This window comes from Simplicispira metamorpha (assembly GCF_004341365.1).
Lineage (GTDB): Bacteria > Pseudomonadota > Gammaproteobacteria > Burkholderiales > Burkholderiaceae_C > Simplicispira > Simplicispira metamorpha.
On record NZ_SLXH01000007.1, the window covers coordinates 112125 to 129593 of the forward strand.

Sequence of the window (17469 nt, forward strand, 5' to 3'; positions counted from 1 at the left end):
CCTTCGTTGTCATTGGTGGGCCTCGATACCTGCGGCCTTGGCATGCTCTGCGTGCATTTTTCGCTGGCGCTCGCTGCCCTTGAACAGGCTGCGCACCACCACAAAGAACGTGGGCACAAAAAATACCGCCAGGAAGGTACCAACCACCATGCCCGCGATCACGCCGGTGCCAATGGCCCGCTGGCTGGCCGAGCTGGCGCCCGAGGCCATCGCCAACGGCACCACACCCAAAATGAAGGCCAGCGAGGTCATGATGATGGGACGGAACCGCAGGTGCGCGGCCTCCAAGGCAGACTCGACTACGCCACGGCCCTGCGCTTGCAAGTCTTTGGCAAACTCGATGATCAAAATCGCGTTCTTGGCGGACAGGCCAATGATGGTGATCAGCCCGACCTGGAAATACACGTCATTGGCCATGCCACGTCCGGTAATGCCCAGCAGCACACCCAGAACGCCCAGCGGCACCACCAGAATCACCGCCAGCGGAATCGACCAGCTCTCGTACAGTGCAGCCAGACACAAGAACACCGCCAGGATGGCAAAGCCATACAACACCAGCGCTTGCGAGCCTGCCAGTTTTTCTTCACGTGACTGGCCCGTCCATTCAAAACCAAAGCCTGCGGGCAGCTGCGCTGCCAGGCGCTCCATCTCGGCCATGGCCTCACCGGTGCTGTGACCGGGGGCTGCACCGCCAGAAATACGCATGGCCGGGTAGCCGTTGTAGCGCACCGTCTGCATGGCGCCGCTGACCCAGCGGGTGCTGGCAAACGCCGACAACGGTACGGCCTTGCCCTGGCTGTTGAGCACCGTCAGCTTGAGGATGTCTTCAGGCTGCATGCGCGCCTGCGCCTCGGCCTGTACCACCACGCGCTGCAAGCGCCCAGCGTTGGGAAAGTCATTCACATAAGCGGAGCCCAGCGCCGCAGAGATGGCGTTGTTGATGGCGGCAAAACCAACCCCCTGGGCACTGGCCTTGTCGCGGTCAATATCCACCTGCAACTGTGGTGCATCTTCCAGACCGTCGGGACGCACACCGGCAAGCACCTTGCTCTTGGAGGCCATGCCCAACATCTGGTTGCGTGCGGCCACCAAAGCATCATGGCCATTGCCACCGCGGTCTTGCAGCCGGAAGGTGAAGCCAGAGCTGACACCCAGCTCCGGAATGGGTGGCGGACTGAGCGCAAAAATAAACGCATCGCGGACACCCGACAACGCCCCCATGGCACGGCCAGCCAAAGCCTCAGCGGTCTGGCCGGCACCTTTGCGCTCACTCCAGTCCTTGAGCGTCACAAAAGAGAACCCGGCGTTTTGTCCCTGGCCCGAGAAGCTGAAGCCCATCACCGCCACCATGCTCTTGACTTCAGGCTGCTGGAGCATGAAGCCTTCCACTTTTTCCACGACGGCCTGCGTACGCTCCAGCGTTGCACCTGGCGGCAATTGGATATTGACCAGCAAACTGCCCTGGTCTTCGTTGGGCAGGAACGAGGTCGGCAGGCGCATATACAAAACACCCACAGCAGCGATCAGTGCCACGTACACCACCATCATCCGGCCACCCCGGCGCAGCAGCTTGGCCACCCAGCCCTCGTAGCCCTTGGCGGTGCGCGCAAAGCCCCGGTTGAAGCCACCGAAGAAACCGGTTTTGGCATGTGCATGTCCTGCCACCACAGGCTTGAGCAGCGTGGCGCACAGCGCTGGCGTAAGCGACAAGGCCATAAAGGCAGAAAAACCAATCGACACGGCCATCACTGCCGAGAACTGGCGGTAAATGTTGCCCACCGAGCCAGCAAAGAAAGCCAGCGGCACAAACACCGATATCAGCACCACGGTAATACCGACGATGGCACCGGAAATCTGGCCCATGGCCTTGCGCGTGGCCTCCAGCGGCGGCAGCCCCTCTTCGCTCATGATGCGCTCGACGTTTTCAACGACCACGATGGCATCGTCCACCACGATACCGATCACCAGCACCATGCCGAACATCGTCAGCACGTTGATCGAGAACCCCATGGCCAGCAGTGCGCCAAAGGTACCCAGCAGCGCCACCGGCACCACGATGGTAGGGATGATGGTGTAGCGGATGTTTTGCAGGAACAGAAACATCACCAGGAACACCAACACGATGGCTTCCAGCAGCGTCATCGCCACCTGCTGGATAGAAATCTTGACGAAGTCGGAACTGTCAAAAGGCACTGTCCAGGTCACGCCGGGCGGAAAGTACTTTTCCAGCTCAGTCATGCGTTTTTTGACCGCTTCCGCAGCCGCCAGCGCATTGCCTGAGGGCGACAACTGCACGCCCATGCCGGCCGCCGGTTTGCCGTTGAGGCGTGCCGTGGTGGCGTAGGACTGTGCGCCCAGCTCAATGCGGGCCACATCCTTCAGCCGCACGCTGGAGCCATCGGCATTGGCGCGCAGCACGATGTTGCCAAACTCGGCTGTCGTGCCGAGCTGCCCGGGCACCACTACCGTGGCAGAAATAGTCTGGCCGCTGAGGTTGGGCAGCTCGCCCAAGCTACCGGCAGAAACCTGCGCGTTTTGTGCCTGAATGGCACTGGCCACATCAGCTGGCGACAGGTTGTAGCCCTGCAGCTTGGCCGGATCCACCCAGACGCGCATGGCGCGCTCGGAGCCAAACAACTGCACCTGGCCGATACCAGGCAGGCGCTGTAACTCGGGCACGATGTTGCGCGAGGCGTAATCGCTCAAGGCGGTCACGTCAGTTTTGGGATCGGACGACGACAGCATCGCAAACAACAGGAAGTTGGAGCGCGATTTTTCTACCCGCACACCCTGCTGATTCACCACAGCAGGCAAACGTGGCGTAGCCCGTGCCAAGCGGTTTTGCACTTCGACCTGGGCCAGATCGGCGTTGGTGCCGGGCTCAAAGCTCAGGGTGATGCTGCCCGAGCCGTTGGCCTGGCTGACCGCCTCCATGTAGGCCAGACGGGGCGCGCCATTCATCTCGCGCTCGATCACGGCCAGCACACTGTCTTCCAGCGTCTGTGCCGACGCGCCCGGGTACGCGGCAGAAATCACAATGGTGGGCGGCGCCACCGACGGGTATTGCGCAATCGGCAGCTGGGTAATGGACACAGCGCCCAACACCATCACAAACAGCGCAATCACCCACGCAAAAATCGGGCGATCAATAAAAAACTTGGCCATAGCGTGCGCTCCTTATTGCTGCGCAGCGCTGGCGGTAGCGGCAGGGCTGCTGGCCGCTGGCGCTGGGCCAGAAGCGGGCGCAGCTGCCGGTGCGGGCGCAGTCTGCGGCACGGGCGCTGCACTGCCCGGCGCCTGCCACGGCACGGCTTTGACGGGGGTTCCGGGCGGCAGCATTTGCAGCTTCTGGAAGCCATCGACCATCACCTGCTCGCCCGCCTTGAGGCCGTCGAGCACCACCCACTGGTTGTTGCGCGCAGCGCCCACCTTGACCATGCGCGGGCTGAGCGTGCCGTCGGCGGCAACCACCGTCACCTTGTCACCCTGCTGGGTACGCGTGACGGCCTGCTGCGGCAGCGTAAAAGCATCGGACACCTGTGCCTGTTCCAGTCGCACACGCACATACAAGCCGGGCAGCAACTCGCCCTTGGGGTTGGGCACCTCAGCACGCAAAGTGACCTGGCCTGTGGTGGCATCCACCGTCAGATCAGAAAACAACAGCTTGCCCGGCAGGGCGTATTCACTTCCATCGTCCAGCACCACGCGCACGCTGGCCGCATCGCCACCAGAGGCTTTTTTGAACTGCCCGGCCTCCAGCGCCCGGCGCAGCTTCATGACTTCGGCAGCAGACTGGGTGAAGTTGACATACACCGGGTTGATCTGCTGCACCACGGCCAGCTGCGTGGCCTCGCCCTGGCCCACCAGCGCGCCTTCGGTGACCAGTGCGCGCCCGATGCGCCCGGAGATGGGCGAGGTAACGCTGGCGTAATTCAGATTGATGCTGGCCGTTTGCACCGCTGCTTTGCCAGCGGCCACATCGGCAGCGGCCTGCTTCTGGGCGGCCACGGCATTGGCATATTCCTGCTGGCTCACGGCATTGGCGGCCACCAGCGGCTGGTAGCGCTCGGCCAGCGCACTGGCCTGGGCCAGGTTAGCCTGCGCCCGCGCCAACTGCGCCTGGGCGCTTTGCAGCGCCGCCGCGTAGGGCGCCGCATCAATGGTGAACAGTGCCTGCCCGGCCTTGACATCGCTGCCCTCGCGGAACAGGCGCTTTTGCAAAATACCTGCCGCCCGCGCCCGCACCTGCGCCACGCGCGAGGCCTCCAGGCGACCGGGCAGCTCAGTGACCAGACCCACATCGCGCAGTGCCACGGTAACCACGCCCACTTCGGGCTGCGGCATGGCGCGCGCCGCAGGGCTACCTGCGCCAGGGGCGTCGGTTTTGCCACAGGCCGACAACAGCAAAACGGCACTCAAACCGCCCGCCCACCAGGAACGCCGCCCCCAGCAGCGCGAAGGAGCAGAAACAACAGGAACGGCAGTCTTGGCGTAGCACAAGGCAGGCATGAAAAATCCTTTGGCGGAGATGGTTGACAAGGGCACAGCAGCAGGCAAACCCCAGGCTGCGGCCCACAGCCCGCGCATCACACAGCAACGCCCTGCAATGCACTGAAAAAAATCGCAGTATACATACATTCCAGAATGTATGTATAGTGAGGCTTTGGACACCATTGGCAGAGGTAATTTTCATGGCCCGACGCACCAAGGCAGACGCACAGGCCACCCGCAGCAGCCTGCTGGATGCTGCCGAACAACTGTTTCAGGCCCGTGGCGTATCGCGCACTTCGCTCAACGACATTGCGCTGGCGGCAGGCACCACGCGTGGCGCCATTTATTGGCATTTCAAAGACAAAGCCGACTTGTTCAACGCCATGATGGAGCGCGTGACCTTGCCCCTGGAAGCGCCCATGGCGCGGGCGGGCCTGGCCCACGGCACCAACACCCTGACGCAATTGCGCGCAGCACTCCTGGATGCCCTGCACCTCATTGCCAACGACGATCAGACCCGCCGGGTACTGCAAATCGCCACCCACAAGATGGAGTTCACCGATGAACTCGGTGATGTGCAAACGCGCCGCCTGCGCACACACAACGACTGCGTGGCCTACAACCGTGCAGCCCTGGAACGCGCCTTCAATGAGCAACAAAAAGCACCGCCCATCGCACTGGACACAGCCGCGCTGGGCTTGCAAATCATGGTGGAGGGACTGGTGCAACACTGGCTGCTGAACCCGCAAGCCTTTGACCTGGTGCACAGCGGCCAAGCCATGCTGGACACCTACCTGGCAGGCCTGGGCCTGCACGCCACCCACACTCCAGCGCTTGAAAATATCAAGCCAAAAGTGCCTCCAGCGCCCGCTCTATAAGCGCAAGCAGCTTCACTTTCAATAGCAAAATCGGGCCATGCCGGGCACACTGGTGACAGGGCCTGCACCACCAGCACGTCGTTCGCACTACACTGCGCCCCCAGCAGGCCCGCACAAGACTGGCGCGCCGCCCTCTCGCAGTCCAGCGAATGCCATCCATGCCCTTGCCACCACGCCCCCGCCCATCCGGGCCTCGCAGCCACTGGCTGATCACCGGCCTCATGGCTGCCGTGACGGCCTTGGTCAGCGCCTGCAAATCCGCCCCCGAAGGGGCCAGCGACAGCCGCTGGCCCGGCACCGACACACCGGCCAGCAGCCTGCCCGGCTCGGCACGCTCCTCTGCGGCCACCACGCCGCGCGCCTACCGCCAGGACGCAGCAACGCACCTGTACGGACTCAACGCCCAGCGCATCTATCCGGGCAAGCTGCCCGCCATGCTGTATGCCATTGGCGTATTGGAGGTGGATATCGACGCCAAGGGACAAGTGCAGCGCCTGCGCTGGATGCGCGCGCCACGCCACGCTCCCGAGGTGGTGGCAGAAATTGAACGCACTGTGCGCGCTGCCGCCCCTTACCCCGCGCCCACACGCATGGGCCGCGTTACCTACACCGACACCTGGCTGTGGGACAAAACCGGGCGTTTCCAGCTCGACACCCTGACCGAAGGCCAGCATTGAGGGCCAGGTGGCATGCCGAAAAATCAAAAACCCTGCTACCAGACTGATAGCAGGGTTTTCTTGTATGGCTTGGTAGGGCGTGACAGACTTGAACTGTCGACCAAAGGATTATGAGTCCCGGCAACGCTGTATTTGGGGGTGTTGATTAGTGTAGGCATAATCAATACAAATCAACACCTTACGAGACTTTTCCACTGAATCCGGCCCACTGCTGTGTTGATGTTTATGCGGCTTTATCGGGTACTTCAGTCTGTAAACAGTCTGTAAATCCAAAAAGGGGCCTGTATGGCGCGACCAAGCAAGACCGCAGCGATTGACTACAGCGCCGCCCACGACCTGACGCACGGGCTACTTGAACGCGCCACCTGCCCACCAGAACGCCCGTTTGTGCTGGTCAAGGATGCCGACAAAAAGGGCCTGCGCCTGCGGGTGACAAAGGCAGGCGGCAAACACTGGCAGTTTGAAACCCGCATCAAAGGAAACCTGTTCACCCGCGCGCTGGGCGAATGGCCCGCCGTCTCGATTGGTGACGCAAGGGCAGAAGCCCACCGGCTGCGCGGGCTGACCGAGGCGGGCACCGACCCGCGCGAGATCGAGCGCCAGCAGCAGACCGAGCACGATGCCGCCCAGGCTGCCGCTGCTGCTGCGCAAGCCCTGGCCGAACGCGAAGCCACCGCCCAGGCCCTGACCGTGGGCGAGGTGTGGGCCACCTATATCAAAGAGCGCACACCCCACTGGGGCGAACTGCACCGCAAAGACCATGAGCGCCTGGCCCGTGCCGGTGGCGAGACTGCCCGGCGTGGCACCCGTGGCCGTGGCCTGACCATTGCTGGGCCACTGCACCCACTGATGGCGCTGGCGCTGCGGGACTTGACCCCCGCAACCATCGAGGCATGGGCAGCGCGCGAAGCCCAGACCCGGCCCACCGCCGCCCGCCTGGCATGGCGTCTGCTGAAAGCGTTTTTAGGCTGGTGCGCAGAGCAACCCCACCTGGCCACCATCGTGTCCGGCACCAACCCGGCCAAGACCAAAAAGACCCGCGAGGCATTGGGCAAGCCGCGCGCCAAGGATGACAGCCTGTTGAAAGAGCAACTGCCCGCATGGTTCGCCGCCGTGCGCAGTATCGGCAGCGCCACCGTGTCGGCCTACCTGCAAACGCTGCTGCTGACCGGCGCCCGCCCTGGCGAGGTGCTGGCCATGCGCTGGGAGGACTTGAACACCCAGTGGCGGGGCCTGACCATCCGCGACAAGGTAGAAGGTGCGCGTGTCATCCCCCTGACGCCCTACGTGTGGCACCTGCTGGCCAGCCTGCCCCGGCGCAATGAATACGTGTTTGCCAGCACCAGCGCAAAGAGCGGGGTCATGACCGAACCCAACCACGCCAACGACAAAGCCTGCACCGTGGCCGGTATCGAGCGCCTGACCCTGCACGGCCTGCGCCGCAGTTTTGGCAGCCTGGCCGAATGGCTGGAGATACCCGCAGGCGTGGTGGCCCAGATTCAAGGCCATAAGCCCAGTGCCACCGCAGAAAAGCATTACCGCGTTCGCCCCCTGGACTTGCTGCGCCTGCACCATGAGCGCATCGAGGCGTGGATGCTGGAGCAGGCCGGGGTGCAGTTCACCAGCGCCAGCGAACCGGGCACGCTGCGCCTGGTGGCCGGTGGCGCAGGGGCCGAGTGATGACGTAGCCACCCCGTGGCTACTGGCTACAGTGGCTACAGTGGCTACAGTCTGATTTACCAGCCAAAACCAGCGCCAGCCCTTATGTAGCGGGTGCAAGCAGCTATCCTTTTTGAAGTCCGATAGCCGGACAACAAGGCCCGACCCGTGAGCGCGTAACCCCCCTGGCGACATGGCGACATGGCGACAGCGGCGACAGTGGCGACAGTGGCGACAAGGGCCGGTGCTGCTGGCGCTGGTGGCCAGCAATCTGCATGGCGCCCAAAGGGTACGGTTTAAGATACCATGATGGACATTCAGATATACAGCGACAGCACAGGCCGTGTGCCTTTCGTGCAGTGGCTAGACGCGCTGGCCGACCGGCAAGGCCGCGCAGCCATCAAGGCCCGGCTACTGCGCCTGCAAGCGGGCAACTTTGGCGACTGCAAGCCCTTGCGCAGTGGGGTACAGGAACTGCGCATCGACAAGGGGCCTGGCTACCGCGTGTATCTGAGCCGACAGGGGCCGGTGCTGGTACTGCTGCTGTGCGGAAGTGACAAAGCCGACCAAGACCGCGCCATCGGGCAGGCCATCCAATATCTGGACGACTGGAAGCAAAGGGGACGAATATGAATGCGCCGCGAAACGTGAGTTATCAGGGCTATCTGCTGGAATCGCTGAAAGACCCGGCAGAGGCCGCTGCCTACGTGGAGGCAGCGCTGGAGCTGGACGACCCCGCAGCGCTGCTGCTGGCACTGCGCCAAGTAGCCAAGGCACACGGCATGGCCGAGGTGGCGCGCCGTGCTGACGTGGGAGAAAAGACGCTGTTCCGCACCCTGAGCGAGAACGGGAACCCGACTATTGCCACCTTGCACAAGGTGTTGCACGCCGTGGGCTTGCGCCTGAGCATTACGCCTGAGCACGCTTAGGCAGCCAGCGCCCAGCAATGACAGCCCACGCATGAAAACGCTCAAGACCCTTAAAGCCCAACTGCTGGCAAACCCCGACACCAGCGCCGCCTACGACGCCATGGCCGATGAATTTGGCATGGCCCGCGAACTGATAGCCGCCCGCGCCAGCATGGGCCTGACCCAAGCGGACGTGGCCCAGCGCATGGGCACCACCCAAAGCGTGGTGGCACGGCTGGAGAGCGGCAAGCGCCCGCCATCACTGCGCAGCGTGCAACGCTATGCCCAGGCGATTGGGTGCCGTGCTGTGGTGCGGCTGGAACCAGCCCACGCCTGACCCGTTTACACCCCAGATAGACCCGCCTCGAAACCGGGCCGAAAAGCGGGACACCTTCACCCGCCTGCTGGAGTATCTCGACAAGCTCCACGACAACTTCATGCGTGAAATGGAAGAAGGCTCCAACATCCACGCCAAGAACGACGACTCCACGGTGTACAACGCGCGCAGATGTGTAAATGTTTGAAACGAAAATCTGCACCTCCCATCGTTGCATAGAGTTGCATAGCGTTGCATGGGGGTTCACAGGGGCACAAATTCACTGTTTTGCACCACCGTCTGAGCGGTCACGACCACTACCGAGCGGGGGGCAGCCGCTTTCAACTGTGGCAGCATTGGGTTGCCTGTGTGGACAAACAGTAGTCCACAAACGGCGAAGGCTCCAGGTGTTCCACCACCTAGAGCCTTCAAAGACAGCCAAGACCCAAGCCTTGAAAGTCCTCCCAACGACGGGACTTTGAGGGTATCACGACCAACCTGTTGGACTTTTTCATCGGCTTGAGCGTGTTGGGGTTTTGGTTCTTCGTAGCCATCAATCAAGACTTTGCAATGAACCCAGCCCAAGCCCCGGCCCAGCAATTCCAAGACAGCCTCCTTCGAGTCCCAACGATCACCGAGCGCATGGGCGTGTCCCGTAGTTACTGGTGGAAGGGTGTGAAGGAAGGCCGCTTCCCGGCTGGAATCAAGCTTTCCACCCGCGTGACAGTTTGGCGCGCAAGCGAAATCGACAGCCTCATCGCCAATTTCGGCAAGTAAGGGGCGCCCATGCACAGCAAACAGAATGCCGTACAGGCAGGGAAAGTCGCGCCCACATTTCCACCAATTGAGCTGGAGCACCGTCCGGTAGTGCCCACCAACCAGGCCGCTCACTACCTGAGCCGCCGTCCCCAGACCCTGCGCGGCTGGGCTTGCAACGAGGATGGCCCGCTGCGCCCCCTGCGCTTGCATGGCCGCTTGCTGTGGAGCGTGGCCGACATTCGCCGCCTGCTTGGTTTGGAGGTGGCGCAATGACCGGCACCACCCCAATCTACGTCCACCCCGACGGCCACGAAATCACCGTGGGCCAGGGCCTGATAACCGCCTGCACCGCCGAGGGCATTGCCCTTTCCATGCCCATCGGCCCCGATGGCCTGGCCGCCTTGGGCGCTGCGCTGCTGGAACACGCGACTACCGCGGCCCAGGACGAGAGCGAGCGCGCTGGCGCTGCTTTGGGCACCGACCTGGTGCGTGAACTGTCCGCGCTGCTTGGCCGCCCCCAGGCCGAGACGTTCCGCGCTGTACGTGAAGCCCTGCGCGCCCTGGTCAAGCTGGAGCACGGCGACAGCGCTGCCGGTGGTTTTGCTGGTGCCATCGTCAACGTGCTGGAGCTGGGCATTGCCAACCTGCCTCAGTTCGATGAAGGGGGCGAGTCATGAAAAAAGCGCCCGACACCACAAAAGCAGCATCGAGCGCACCAGACACCGCGCAGTTTACCGCCATGGCCCGTGGGCTGGCGCTGGTTGACGCCCTCAACACCGCCGTGCTGCGCGCCTGGTGTGCCTCGCCATCGGCGTGGAGCCGTGGCACAATTCGCCTCAAGCCGAAAGGCCCGGCGTGTGATGACGCCTTTGGACAAGTGGTTGCAACCCCCACCAACAAGCGGGGTTTTGTCTCGCCAAAATTCTTGGGACTGGTGCGTCTGCACTGGCCCTGCATGGTTTCGGGCGGGGTGGGCCTACCCGCAAGGATGGCCGCACGGCTTGTCCCGTGTCATCAACACTCCCGCCCACCCGTTGCGTGTGATGACGCAGCGTGTGGTTCTCAGTCTCGACAAGGAGCAACCATGCACCACACCACCGTGGCCAGCGCCAGCGCGCGCACGCCTGCCACCCTGCCCACCACGGGCAATACCCCCACCACTATCGACCTGGTAGCCCTGCACGGCGAGGTCGTCAACGCCTGTGCCATGGCCCGCTGGTATGCAGCCCGCCACCGTCACACCGAAGCGGCACGCAAGCTGCGCCAAGCCCTGGCAGCCCTGCGCCGCCTGGCCGCGTTTGAGCGAGCGGAGGCCGCAGCATGAGCACCACACCCTGGACTCCTACCCACCACGCCAGCACCCACAAAACCAAGCCCGTGCGCCTGCTGGCGCTGGGCACCGGCCCCCACGGCAAGACCGCATTGCTGGAGTTCCCCGAGGGCTGGCAGCGCACCATTGACCTGCCCACCCAGGCCGACGCCTGGCACCCGCTGTTTGATGAACTGGCGGCAGACGACAAGGACAAGCTGCACAAGCACACCGCCCACCCAATCATCCGCCACGCTGACGGCACCCGCACCAGACAAGGCGCACTGTCCTTCATCACCCAACAAATCAGCCGCAATGGTGGCCGGATAGGTGAACGCTGCTTTGACGTGCCCGAAGAGGACTACTTAGCGGGCAACATCACAGGCTACCGCTGTGCAGGCGATTTGCTGGCTGCGTTGCAGTGCGGCTACGGGCCATACATTCCGCTGAACAACATCCTTGATGAGGCGATAGCGGCCACACATGAGTCTTTTGACAAGACTGGCCGCCGTGGTGCCGCCGTGGCGTTTCTGGAAGTCGTCAGGGAGTCCATGACCTTCATGGCCAAGCACGCCATGCACACCGAGTTCGTGAGCGGCCGCATTGCCCGGGCCGAGCAATACCAAGCCTATTGCGCAGAGAGCGAAGCATCCGACAAAGCCGCGTTCGTGCAGCGGATGAAGGACGCAAAAGCAGCGAAGGCGCAGCGCGCAAACGGCGGTGCAGCATGAGTGCGCCCCACAAGAGCATCCCGCATCACAACGCCTTCGACGTGCTGCGCAACAGCCACGGCGTCATCCTCACCGAGCTTGAGACATCCCGCCTAGCAACCGCGCTGCAAGGCGTTCAGACCATTGCCGCCATCCTGCAACAGCGTGAACTCGATGTTGACCAAGACCCCGGCGATGGCCTGACCTTTGACAGCAACGTGGCGCAGGGGCTGATTGCCGCCCTGGCCACCTGTGCCAAGTACGCCGAGGGCATCGTGGACACGGGCGGCCTCATGGGCCAATGCGCAACACACAACACCCCAGCCTATGCCGAGTTGGAGGCCGCCCGCTGGCGTGTGCTGGAAGCCAACCGCAAGGGGGCCAGCGAATGGGCGAAAGAGCAGCAGGCCGAGCACCACCAAAACCCACAGCCAAAACAGGCTGAAAACCATACCCAGCAAGCGCAAGCAGCTATCAAAGATGAAGCGCCGAAGCCTGCCCGCCGCACTGTGAACACCAGCGCGCAGCACATCCAGTAAGGGCACACCATGACCGATTTTCAGAAGCCCGAGCAGTCGGGCCAGGCTGCTGCATTGCCTGGAACATCCATGCAGCACTCTTTGCGCGCTGTCTTCCCTGGTCTTTGCGATGAGCAAATCCATGGACGCATCGACGGCGTGATCCCAATGAGCAAGCCAGAAATTGAGGCCGTTGTGGCTTCGGACTGGTTCAAGTCGCTGAAGAAATCACAGCGCGCGGTGTTTGCCTGCGGCTGGTTCCACTGGCTTGAACGTGGAAGCAACCAGCACAAGCGCGTCACCAAGACCACCACGCCCCGCTTCGCTGCGGAGGCAGCCCAAAGCCTGATTGCGGAGGTTTCCCATGCTGCTTAACCTGCACTCCATTCGCATCGACGGCGGCACCCAATCGCGTGCCGAGCTGAACAACACGACGGTGGAGGAATACACCGAGGCGATGCTGGAGGGCGCGGCATTCCCGCCCATCGTGGTGTTCTTCGATGGTGCCTCCTACTGGCTGGCCGATGGCTTTCACCGTTACTTTGGCGCCGACCACGCGGGCCTCGATGAAGTAGATGCCGAGGTGCGCCAAGGCACCCAGCAGGACGCCCAGCTTTTCAGCTTTGGCGTGAACGCAAGCCATGGCCTGCGCCGCACCAACGCCGACAAGCGCAAAGCCGTCACTGGAGCGCTGCAACACCCGGTTTCAGGCCAGTGGGGTGACCGCCAGATCGCCAAGCACTGCGGTGTTGACCATAAGACGGTGGCAGCAGTTCGCGCCGCTATCTGGGGAAATTCCCCAGATACGCCCACCGAACGCACCGTTACCCGCAACGGCACCAGCTACCAGCAGAACACCACCAACATCGGCAAGACCGACAGGCCAGCCCCGGCAGCCATTCCGGCACCTGCACCGGCAGCGCCGCTGCCGAAGCCCGTGGTTGTGGTGCCGCCGCCCAAGACCAGCCAGCCCGATCATTTCAGGGTGCCCCATGGCGAAGGCCCACCCGAAGGCATGAACGAGGACGACTTCGGCCCCAGCCCCGAGGAGATCGCAGAGGCCGAAGCCGCCGACCGTGCCGAGCGCGAGCTGGTAGAGAAGATGCTGGCCGCCGACGACAAGATGGCGATGCTGTTCGATGAGGTCAAGATGCTCAAGGCCCAGGTTGACCGGCTGGAGCGCCACCGCGATGAGCTGATGAACAAGGCCCACGCCCTCGACCAGATTGCCAGGAAGCGCGACCGCGAGAACCTGCGCTTGCTCAAGCAGCTGGACGAGCTGAAGAAAGGCGGTGCCCGATGAACGCCGCCACCGATGCCCGGCTGTTTGCCGACGAGGCACCCAGCTATGAAGCTGCCCGGTTTCCCGCGCCGCGCCCGTTCCAGGAATCGGCCCACCAAGCGCTGCGCCAAGGCTTTCGGGATGGCCACCGCTGCCAGTTGATTGCCGCGCCCACCGGCGCAGGCAAAACGCTGCTGGCGCTGCGCGTGGCCCACGAAGCCCTGCTGCGCGGTAGGCGCGTGGTGTTTCTGGCTGACCGCACGACGCTGATCAACCAGACCAGCGCCGCCGCCGATGCCGTGGGCCTGACCCAGCACGCGATCATTCAGGCCGGGCACCCGCGCCGTGACAACAGCTTGCCGTTCCAGATTGCCAGCGCCCAGACGATTGCCAAGCGCGAGTTCTGGCCGCAGCTGGACGTGCTGATCGTGGACGAGGCCCACACCATGCACAGCACCTGGGTGGAGTTCTCCCAGACCACCAAAGCCGCTGTGATTGGTTTGTCGGCCACGCCCTTCACCAAGGGACTGGGGCAGGTGTTCAGCCAGCTCATCAACGCCACGACCATGCACGAGCTGACCGAATCGGGCGTGCTGGTGCCCATGCGCGCGCTCTCCTGCACCCGGCCTGACATGGCTGGCGCTGCCGTCACCAAGTCCGGCGAATGGAGCGACAAGGCCGCCGAAGAACGTGGCATGGAAATCATCGGGGACGTGGTGGGCGAGTGGCTCAAGTTTGGCGAGAACCGCAAGACCATCGTCTTCGGCGCCAGCATTGCCCACTGCAAGGAGCTGTGCCGCCAGTTCATGGACGCCGGCGTGATGGCCGCCGTGTTCACCTCAGAAACCACGGCCACCGAGCGCGAGATACTGGTGCGCGAGTTCGCCAAGACTGACCCCAGCTTGCGCGTGCTCATCAGCGTGGAGGCGCTGGCCAAGGGCTTTGATGTGCAGGACGTGGGCTGCGTGGTGGACTGCCGACCACTGCGCAAGAGCTTGTCCACCTTCATGCAGATGGTGGGCCGGGGCCTGCGCTCCAGCCCGGACACCGGCAAAACCGACTGCATCTTGCTGGATCACAGCGGCAACATCATCCGCTTTGCCGAGGACTTCGAGCAGGTGTTCTTCAACGGCGTGGAGTCGCTGGACATGGGCGAGAAGCTGGACAAGGCCCCGCGCAAGGAGCCCGAGGAATACGAGGCCCAAGGCTGCCCAAGCTGCGGCCACAGCCCATTCCGTAAGCGCTGCATGGCCTGTGGGTTTGAGAAGCCCGCACCGAGCGCAGAAACCGCCACGGCGGGCCAGATGGTGGAGATTGCCATTGGCAAGGGCAAGAACCGCAAGGTGCTGGCCGACAGCCCGGCGCACCTTTGGGCGCAGTTGTGCAGCTACGCGCGCACCTATTCCGCACCAAGTAAGCAGCACTGGCGCGCACGCTTTTTGTTTCGCGATATTTGCGGGCACTTCCCCCCTGATGACTGGCATATCAACACCACCCCCGACATGCCCGTGTCTGAAAACGTGGAACGCAAGATTCAGAACCTGACAAAGCACCGGAATATCCGCAACAAGTACCGAAGGGCAGCAGTATGAGCTTCATCCAGTTTGCCCGCGCCCACGGGCTGGAGATCGACCCGGCGCGCCTGTACCCCGGCGAGAAGATCAAACGCTGCGGCACGACCGAGAAGCCACGCTCCAGCAATGGCGCTTACTTCTGGGACGGCCAGCGCGGCTGGGTGTTCAACTGGTCAGACCAGGCCCAGGTGCAGTGGTTCAACGACCCCAGCGCCCAGCCGTGGACGCAGGCCGAGAAGGACACCTGGCGGGCCAAGCGCCAGGCCCAGCGCATCCAGCAGGAGCGCGGCTACCAGCGCGCAGCCCAGCAGGCCGCCGAGATGCTGCGCCAGGCCACGCCCGGCGAGCACAGCTATCTGCACATCAAAGGTTTCCCACTGGCCCAGGGGCTGATTGCCCCGGACGGTGCCTTGCTCATCCCCATGCGCCACCACCAGACCAACGCGCTGCAAGGCGTGCAGGCCATTCGCTGGCTGGAGGCCGAGCGCCGCCACGAGAAAAAGATGCAGCCCTACGGCATGAGGGCCGCTGGCGCAGTTTTCCGCATGGGGCCAGCCCGCGCGCCGGAGACGGTGCTGGTGGAGGGCTACGCCACCGGCCTATCGGTGCTGGAGGCGCTGCGCGGCATGGGGATGCAGGCCGCCGTGCTGGTGGCGTTCAGCGCCCACAACCTGGTGCAGGTGGCCCAGGCCATGAAGGGCCGCGCCTGCGTGTTTGCTGACCACGACAAGAGCGGCACCGGCCAGCAAGCCGCCGAGCAGACGGGCCTGCCGTGGTGCATGAGCCCCATCGAGGGCGAGGACGCCAACGACCTGCACCAGCGCGCCGGGGTGCTGGCAGTGCGCCAACTGTTGATGCAGGTGCGCCTGCAAGGGAGAGTGGGATGAGCAGCAAGAAGAAGTGGAAAGCCGCTGCTGCCAGCCGTGACGCTGGGGGCTTTGTGGCCATGCCGTGGGTGGTGCTGGATTCGCCCGCCTACCAGGCCCTGAGCCACCCGGCCAGGGGGCTGCTGATGGAGTTTGCCCGGCAGTACGTGCGCGACAACAACGGGCGGCTGCTGGCATCAGTGGCGTACCTGAAAACACGGGGGTGGAAAAGCTGTTCAGTCATCGACCGCGCCAAGAAGGAGCTGATCGAGGCCGGATTTATTTACGAAACCGCCAAGGGCCAGCGCCCCAGCAAGGCCAGCTGGTACGCCGTCACATGGGCCACGCTGGATCACATCAACGGCTTTGACCCAGGAGCCCGAGACGGCTTTCAGCGCGGCGCCTACCGCACCAAGACAGCACTTTCATCTGCCACCACCCAGCCCAAAAAGATCATGAAAAACACAACCAATTCAGTTACGCACGGTTACTTGCTTAATCCGCCAGGAGGAACACAGGCGGCTTCTACTGTTCCTTCTAGCGGAATAGAGAGTGCTGCGACTGTTCCGCCAGAAGGAACAGTAATGGGGGGTTTTGGCGATTCCTCTATTCCGCCAGGAGGAAACCATCTAGAGAAACCATCTACAGACGACCGAATGGAAGTAGCTGCTGCAACCAGCGCACAGCAAAAAACGGCCAGCACGCTGCACGGCAAACACGATGGGGGCGTGGCCGACCAAGGCTGCTACCAGCGCCTGCGCCCCAACCCAGAACGCTTGTTCACCGGGCTGCCCGGGCTGGATGCTGTGGTGCGCCCAGAAGCGGCAGCAGCACCCCAGCGCGAAGGTGGCTACCAGCGCCTGGCCCTCAAGCCCAAGCGCTTGTTCACCGGGCTGCTGCTGGCCGAGCACCAGCGCGCCCCAGAGCAGGTGATGCAGTTGGCTGTGCAGCGCGCCGCGCAGGCCGCCAGAAAGGCCGTGGCGCCATGACAGCCCCCTTTCCCAGGCAGCGCCCAGCCACGGGCACCGGAGCAGGCACCTTTGCTGCGCCAGCACCGTGACGGACGGTTGGGCCTGCTGGCCGAAGCTGCCAACGACCCGGCACAAAACCTGCAAAAACCTGAAGTTGAGCACCAGCCCGCCACGCTGGCGCCGCCCGCCTACGACCCCGGCCACGCTGCACTGCTGGCGCTGGCCATGGCGTACTGCGACCGCACCGGCGCATCGGACAAGGCCCGCCAGGACTGGCAGCGGGATATTGCCGACACCCCGCCCGAGCTGCGCGCCGACCTGTACCAGCACCTGCGCGCGCAACTGCCACCGGCACCGCCAGCACCGCCTCGCCCTGCGCCAGCAGCAGCACCGCGCCCGCCTGCGCCCATGAGCTGGTCAGACTTGGCCCAGCCCTGGCGCGCGGCAGATAGCGCCTACCTGGCGCACTGGGGGCAGTGCCCCGCCTGCAAGGCCGCTGCCACCGGCCACGCCGACCGCTGTGCCACCGGCCAGCACCTGCACCACGCCTA

The 17469-nt window shown here is 63.7% G+C and carries 19 protein-coding genes, 1 tRNA gene and 1 pseudogene; 18 read left to right on the plus strand and 3 right to left on the minus strand.

What is annotated here, in order from left to right; genetic code table 11:
- Window positions 1–9: 9 nt before the first annotated feature.
- Together EV674_RS05685 and EV674_RS05690 are read right to left on the minus strand one after the other, a co-directional pair.
- On the minus strand, window positions 10–3165 hold the full coding sequence (locus EV674_RS05685) for an efflux RND transporter permease subunit (RefSeq protein WP_119012939.1): 3156 nt from the start codon (window positions 3163–3165) through the stop codon (window positions 10–12).
- A gap of 12 nt (window positions 3166–3177) precedes the next feature.
- Window positions 3178–4509, minus strand: coding sequence for an efflux RND transporter periplasmic adaptor subunit (locus EV674_RS05690; RefSeq protein ID WP_119013011.1), 1332 nt, complete (start codon window positions 4507–4509; stop codon window positions 3178–3180).
- Between the two features lie 182 nt (window positions 4510–4691).
- On the opposite strand from EV674_RS05690, the gene EV674_RS05695 reads away from it, so the two are divergent.
- Both EV674_RS05695 and EV674_RS05700 read left to right on the plus strand, forming a co-directional pair.
- Window positions 4692–5369 (plus strand): TetR family transcriptional regulator, encoded by a 678-nt coding sequence (locus EV674_RS05695; RefSeq protein ID WP_119012938.1) that lies wholly within the window; start codon window positions 4692–4694, stop codon window positions 5367–5369.
- 221 nt (window positions 5370–5590) lie between these two features.
- Complete coding sequence (locus EV674_RS05700) at window positions 5591–6046, plus strand: hypothetical protein (RefSeq protein ID WP_119012937.1); 456 nt, start codon at window positions 5591–5593, stop codon at window positions 6044–6046.
- 70 nt (window positions 6047–6116) lie between these two features.
- On the opposite strand, the gene EV674_RS17345 is transcribed toward EV674_RS05700, so the two are convergent.
- Window positions 6117–6226, minus strand: a tRNA-Leu gene (locus tag EV674_RS17345).
- A 105-nt stretch (window positions 6227–6331) separates the two neighbouring features.
- Between EV674_RS17345 and EV674_RS05705 the strand changes: the two genes are divergently transcribed.
- From EV674_RS05705 to EV674_RS05780, 16 genes and pseudogenes are all read left to right on the plus strand, one after another.
- Complete coding sequence (locus tag EV674_RS05705) at window positions 6332–7726, plus strand: tyrosine-type recombinase/integrase (protein ID WP_119012936.1); 1395 nt, start codon at window positions 6332–6334, stop codon at window positions 7724–7726.
- A 288-nt stretch (window positions 7727–8014) separates the two neighbouring features.
- Window positions 8015–8338 (plus strand): type II toxin-antitoxin system RelE/ParE family toxin, encoded by a 324-nt coding sequence (locus EV674_RS05710; protein WP_119013010.1) that lies wholly within the window; start codon window positions 8015–8017, stop codon window positions 8336–8338.
- Complete coding sequence (locus EV674_RS05715) at window positions 8335–8634, plus strand: addiction module antidote protein (RefSeq protein ID WP_119012935.1); 300 nt, start codon at window positions 8335–8337, stop codon at window positions 8632–8634. The genes EV674_RS05710 and EV674_RS05715 overlap by 4 nt, the downstream gene beginning before the upstream one ends.
- Window positions 8635–8665: 31 nt before the next feature.
- Window positions 8666–8950 carry a helix-turn-helix domain-containing protein gene (locus EV674_RS05720; RefSeq protein ID WP_119012934.1) on the plus strand — a complete coding sequence of 95 codons (285 nt, stop codon included), beginning with the start codon at window positions 8666–8668 and terminating at the stop codon, window positions 8948–8950.
- A gap of 480 nt (window positions 8951–9430) precedes the next feature.
- A complete protein-coding gene (locus EV674_RS05725) occupies window positions 9431–9706 on the plus strand; it encodes a helix-turn-helix transcriptional regulator (RefSeq protein ID WP_241524913.1) in 276 nt (91 codons plus the stop codon).
- A gap of 9 nt (window positions 9707–9715) precedes the next feature.
- The gene (locus EV674_RS05730; RefSeq protein ID WP_119012933.1) at window positions 9716–9961 is read left to right on the plus strand and encodes a hypothetical protein; all 246 of its coding nucleotides are present in this window, start codon (window positions 9716–9718) and stop codon (window positions 9959–9961) included.
- Entirely contained in the window at window positions 9958–10365 is a 408-nt protein-coding gene (locus EV674_RS05735; RefSeq protein ID WP_119012932.1) for a hypothetical protein, read from the plus strand. The genes EV674_RS05730 and EV674_RS05735 overlap by 4 nt, the downstream gene beginning before the upstream one ends.
- A 407-nt stretch (window positions 10366–10772) precedes the next feature.
- Complete coding sequence (locus EV674_RS05740) at window positions 10773–11012, plus strand: hypothetical protein (RefSeq protein ID WP_132750375.1); 240 nt, start codon at window positions 10773–10775, stop codon at window positions 11010–11012.
- Entirely contained in the window at window positions 11009–11728 is a 720-nt protein-coding gene (locus EV674_RS05745; protein ID WP_132750376.1) for a hypothetical protein, read from the plus strand. The genes EV674_RS05740 and EV674_RS05745 overlap by 4 nt, the downstream gene beginning before the upstream one ends.
- Window positions 11725–12246: a hypothetical protein gene (locus tag EV674_RS05750; protein ID WP_119014925.1), complete on the plus strand. Its 522-nt coding sequence runs from the start codon at window positions 11725–11727 to the stop codon at window positions 12244–12246. Before EV674_RS05745 ends, EV674_RS05750 begins: the two co-directional genes overlap by 4 nt.
- A gap of 9 nt (window positions 12247–12255) precedes the next feature.
- A complete protein-coding gene (locus EV674_RS05755; RefSeq protein ID WP_132750377.1) occupies window positions 12256–12600 on the plus strand; it encodes a hypothetical protein in 345 nt (114 codons plus the stop codon).
- Complete coding sequence (locus tag EV674_RS05760) at window positions 12590–13528, plus strand: ParB N-terminal domain-containing protein (protein ID WP_132750378.1); 939 nt, start codon at window positions 12590–12592, stop codon at window positions 13526–13528. The genes EV674_RS05755 and EV674_RS05760 overlap by 11 nt, the downstream gene beginning before the upstream one ends.
- Complete coding sequence (locus EV674_RS05765; RefSeq protein WP_119014923.1) at window positions 13525–15099, plus strand: DEAD/DEAH box helicase; 1575 nt, start codon at window positions 13525–13527, stop codon at window positions 15097–15099. The genes EV674_RS05760 and EV674_RS05765 overlap by 4 nt, the downstream gene beginning before the upstream one ends.
- Window positions 15096–15968, plus strand: coding sequence for a toprim domain-containing protein (locus EV674_RS17525; protein ID WP_207902178.1), 873 nt, complete (start codon window positions 15096–15098; stop codon window positions 15966–15968). The genes EV674_RS05765 and EV674_RS17525 overlap by 4 nt, the downstream gene beginning before the upstream one ends.
- Complete coding sequence (locus tag EV674_RS05775; RefSeq protein WP_207902180.1) at window positions 15965–16936, plus strand: helix-turn-helix domain-containing protein; 972 nt, start codon at window positions 15965–15967, stop codon at window positions 16934–16936. The genes EV674_RS17525 and EV674_RS05775 overlap by 4 nt, the downstream gene beginning before the upstream one ends.
- Before the next feature lie 51 nt (window positions 16937–16987).
- Window positions 16988–17469 (plus strand): annotated as a pseudogene (locus EV674_RS05780) (hypothetical protein); the annotation flags it as partial.

Excerpts from the sequence above, each read along its gene's own strand:
- EV674_RS05685 (WP_119012939.1), bottom strand. The coding sequence starts at position 3,165 with ATGGCCAAGTTTTTTATTGATCGCCCGATTTTTGCGTGGGTGATTGCG.
- EV674_RS05690 (WP_119013011.1), bottom strand. The coding sequence starts at position 4,509 with ATGCCTGCCTTGTGCTACGCCAAGACTGCCGTTCCTGTTGTTTCTGCT.
- EV674_RS05695 (WP_119012938.1), top strand. The coding sequence starts at position 4,692 with ATGGCCCGACGCACCAAGGCAGACGCACAGGCCACCCGCAGCAGCCTG.
- EV674_RS05700 (WP_119012937.1), top strand. The coding sequence starts at position 5,591 with ATGGCTGCCGTGACGGCCTTGGTCAGCGCCTGCAAATCCGCCCCCGAA.
- EV674_RS05705 (WP_119012936.1), top strand. The coding sequence starts at position 6,332 with ATGGCGCGACCAAGCAAGACCGCAGCGATTGACTACAGCGCCGCCCAC.
- EV674_RS05710 (WP_119013010.1), top strand. The coding sequence starts at position 8,015 with ATGGACATTCAGATATACAGCGACAGCACAGGCCGTGTGCCTTTCGTG.
- EV674_RS05715 (WP_119012935.1), top strand. The coding sequence starts at position 8,335 with ATGAATGCGCCGCGAAACGTGAGTTATCAGGGCTATCTGCTGGAATCG.
- EV674_RS05720 (WP_119012934.1), top strand. The coding sequence starts at position 8,666 with ATGAAAACGCTCAAGACCCTTAAAGCCCAACTGCTGGCAAACCCCGAC.
- EV674_RS05730 (WP_119012933.1), top strand. The coding sequence starts at position 9,716 with ATGCACAGCAAACAGAATGCCGTACAGGCAGGGAAAGTCGCGCCCACA.
- EV674_RS05735 (WP_119012932.1), top strand. The coding sequence starts at position 9,958 with ATGACCGGCACCACCCCAATCTACGTCCACCCCGACGGCCACGAAATC.
- EV674_RS05740 (WP_132750375.1), top strand. The coding sequence starts at position 10,773 with ATGCACCACACCACCGTGGCCAGCGCCAGCGCGCGCACGCCTGCCACC.
- EV674_RS05745 (WP_132750376.1), top strand. The coding sequence starts at position 11,009 with ATGAGCACCACACCCTGGACTCCTACCCACCACGCCAGCACCCACAAA.
- EV674_RS05750 (WP_119014925.1), top strand. The coding sequence starts at position 11,725 with ATGAGTGCGCCCCACAAGAGCATCCCGCATCACAACGCCTTCGACGTG.
- EV674_RS05755 (WP_132750377.1), top strand. The coding sequence starts at position 12,256 with ATGACCGATTTTCAGAAGCCCGAGCAGTCGGGCCAGGCTGCTGCATTG.
- EV674_RS05760 (WP_132750378.1), top strand. The coding sequence starts at position 12,590 with ATGCTGCTTAACCTGCACTCCATTCGCATCGACGGCGGCACCCAATCG.
- EV674_RS05765 (WP_119014923.1), top strand. The coding sequence starts at position 13,525 with ATGAACGCCGCCACCGATGCCCGGCTGTTTGCCGACGAGGCACCCAGC.
- EV674_RS17525 (WP_207902178.1), top strand. The coding sequence starts at position 15,096 with ATGAGCTTCATCCAGTTTGCCCGCGCCCACGGGCTGGAGATCGACCCG.
- EV674_RS05775 (WP_207902180.1), top strand. The coding sequence starts at position 15,965 with ATGAGCAGCAAGAAGAAGTGGAAAGCCGCTGCTGCCAGCCGTGACGCT.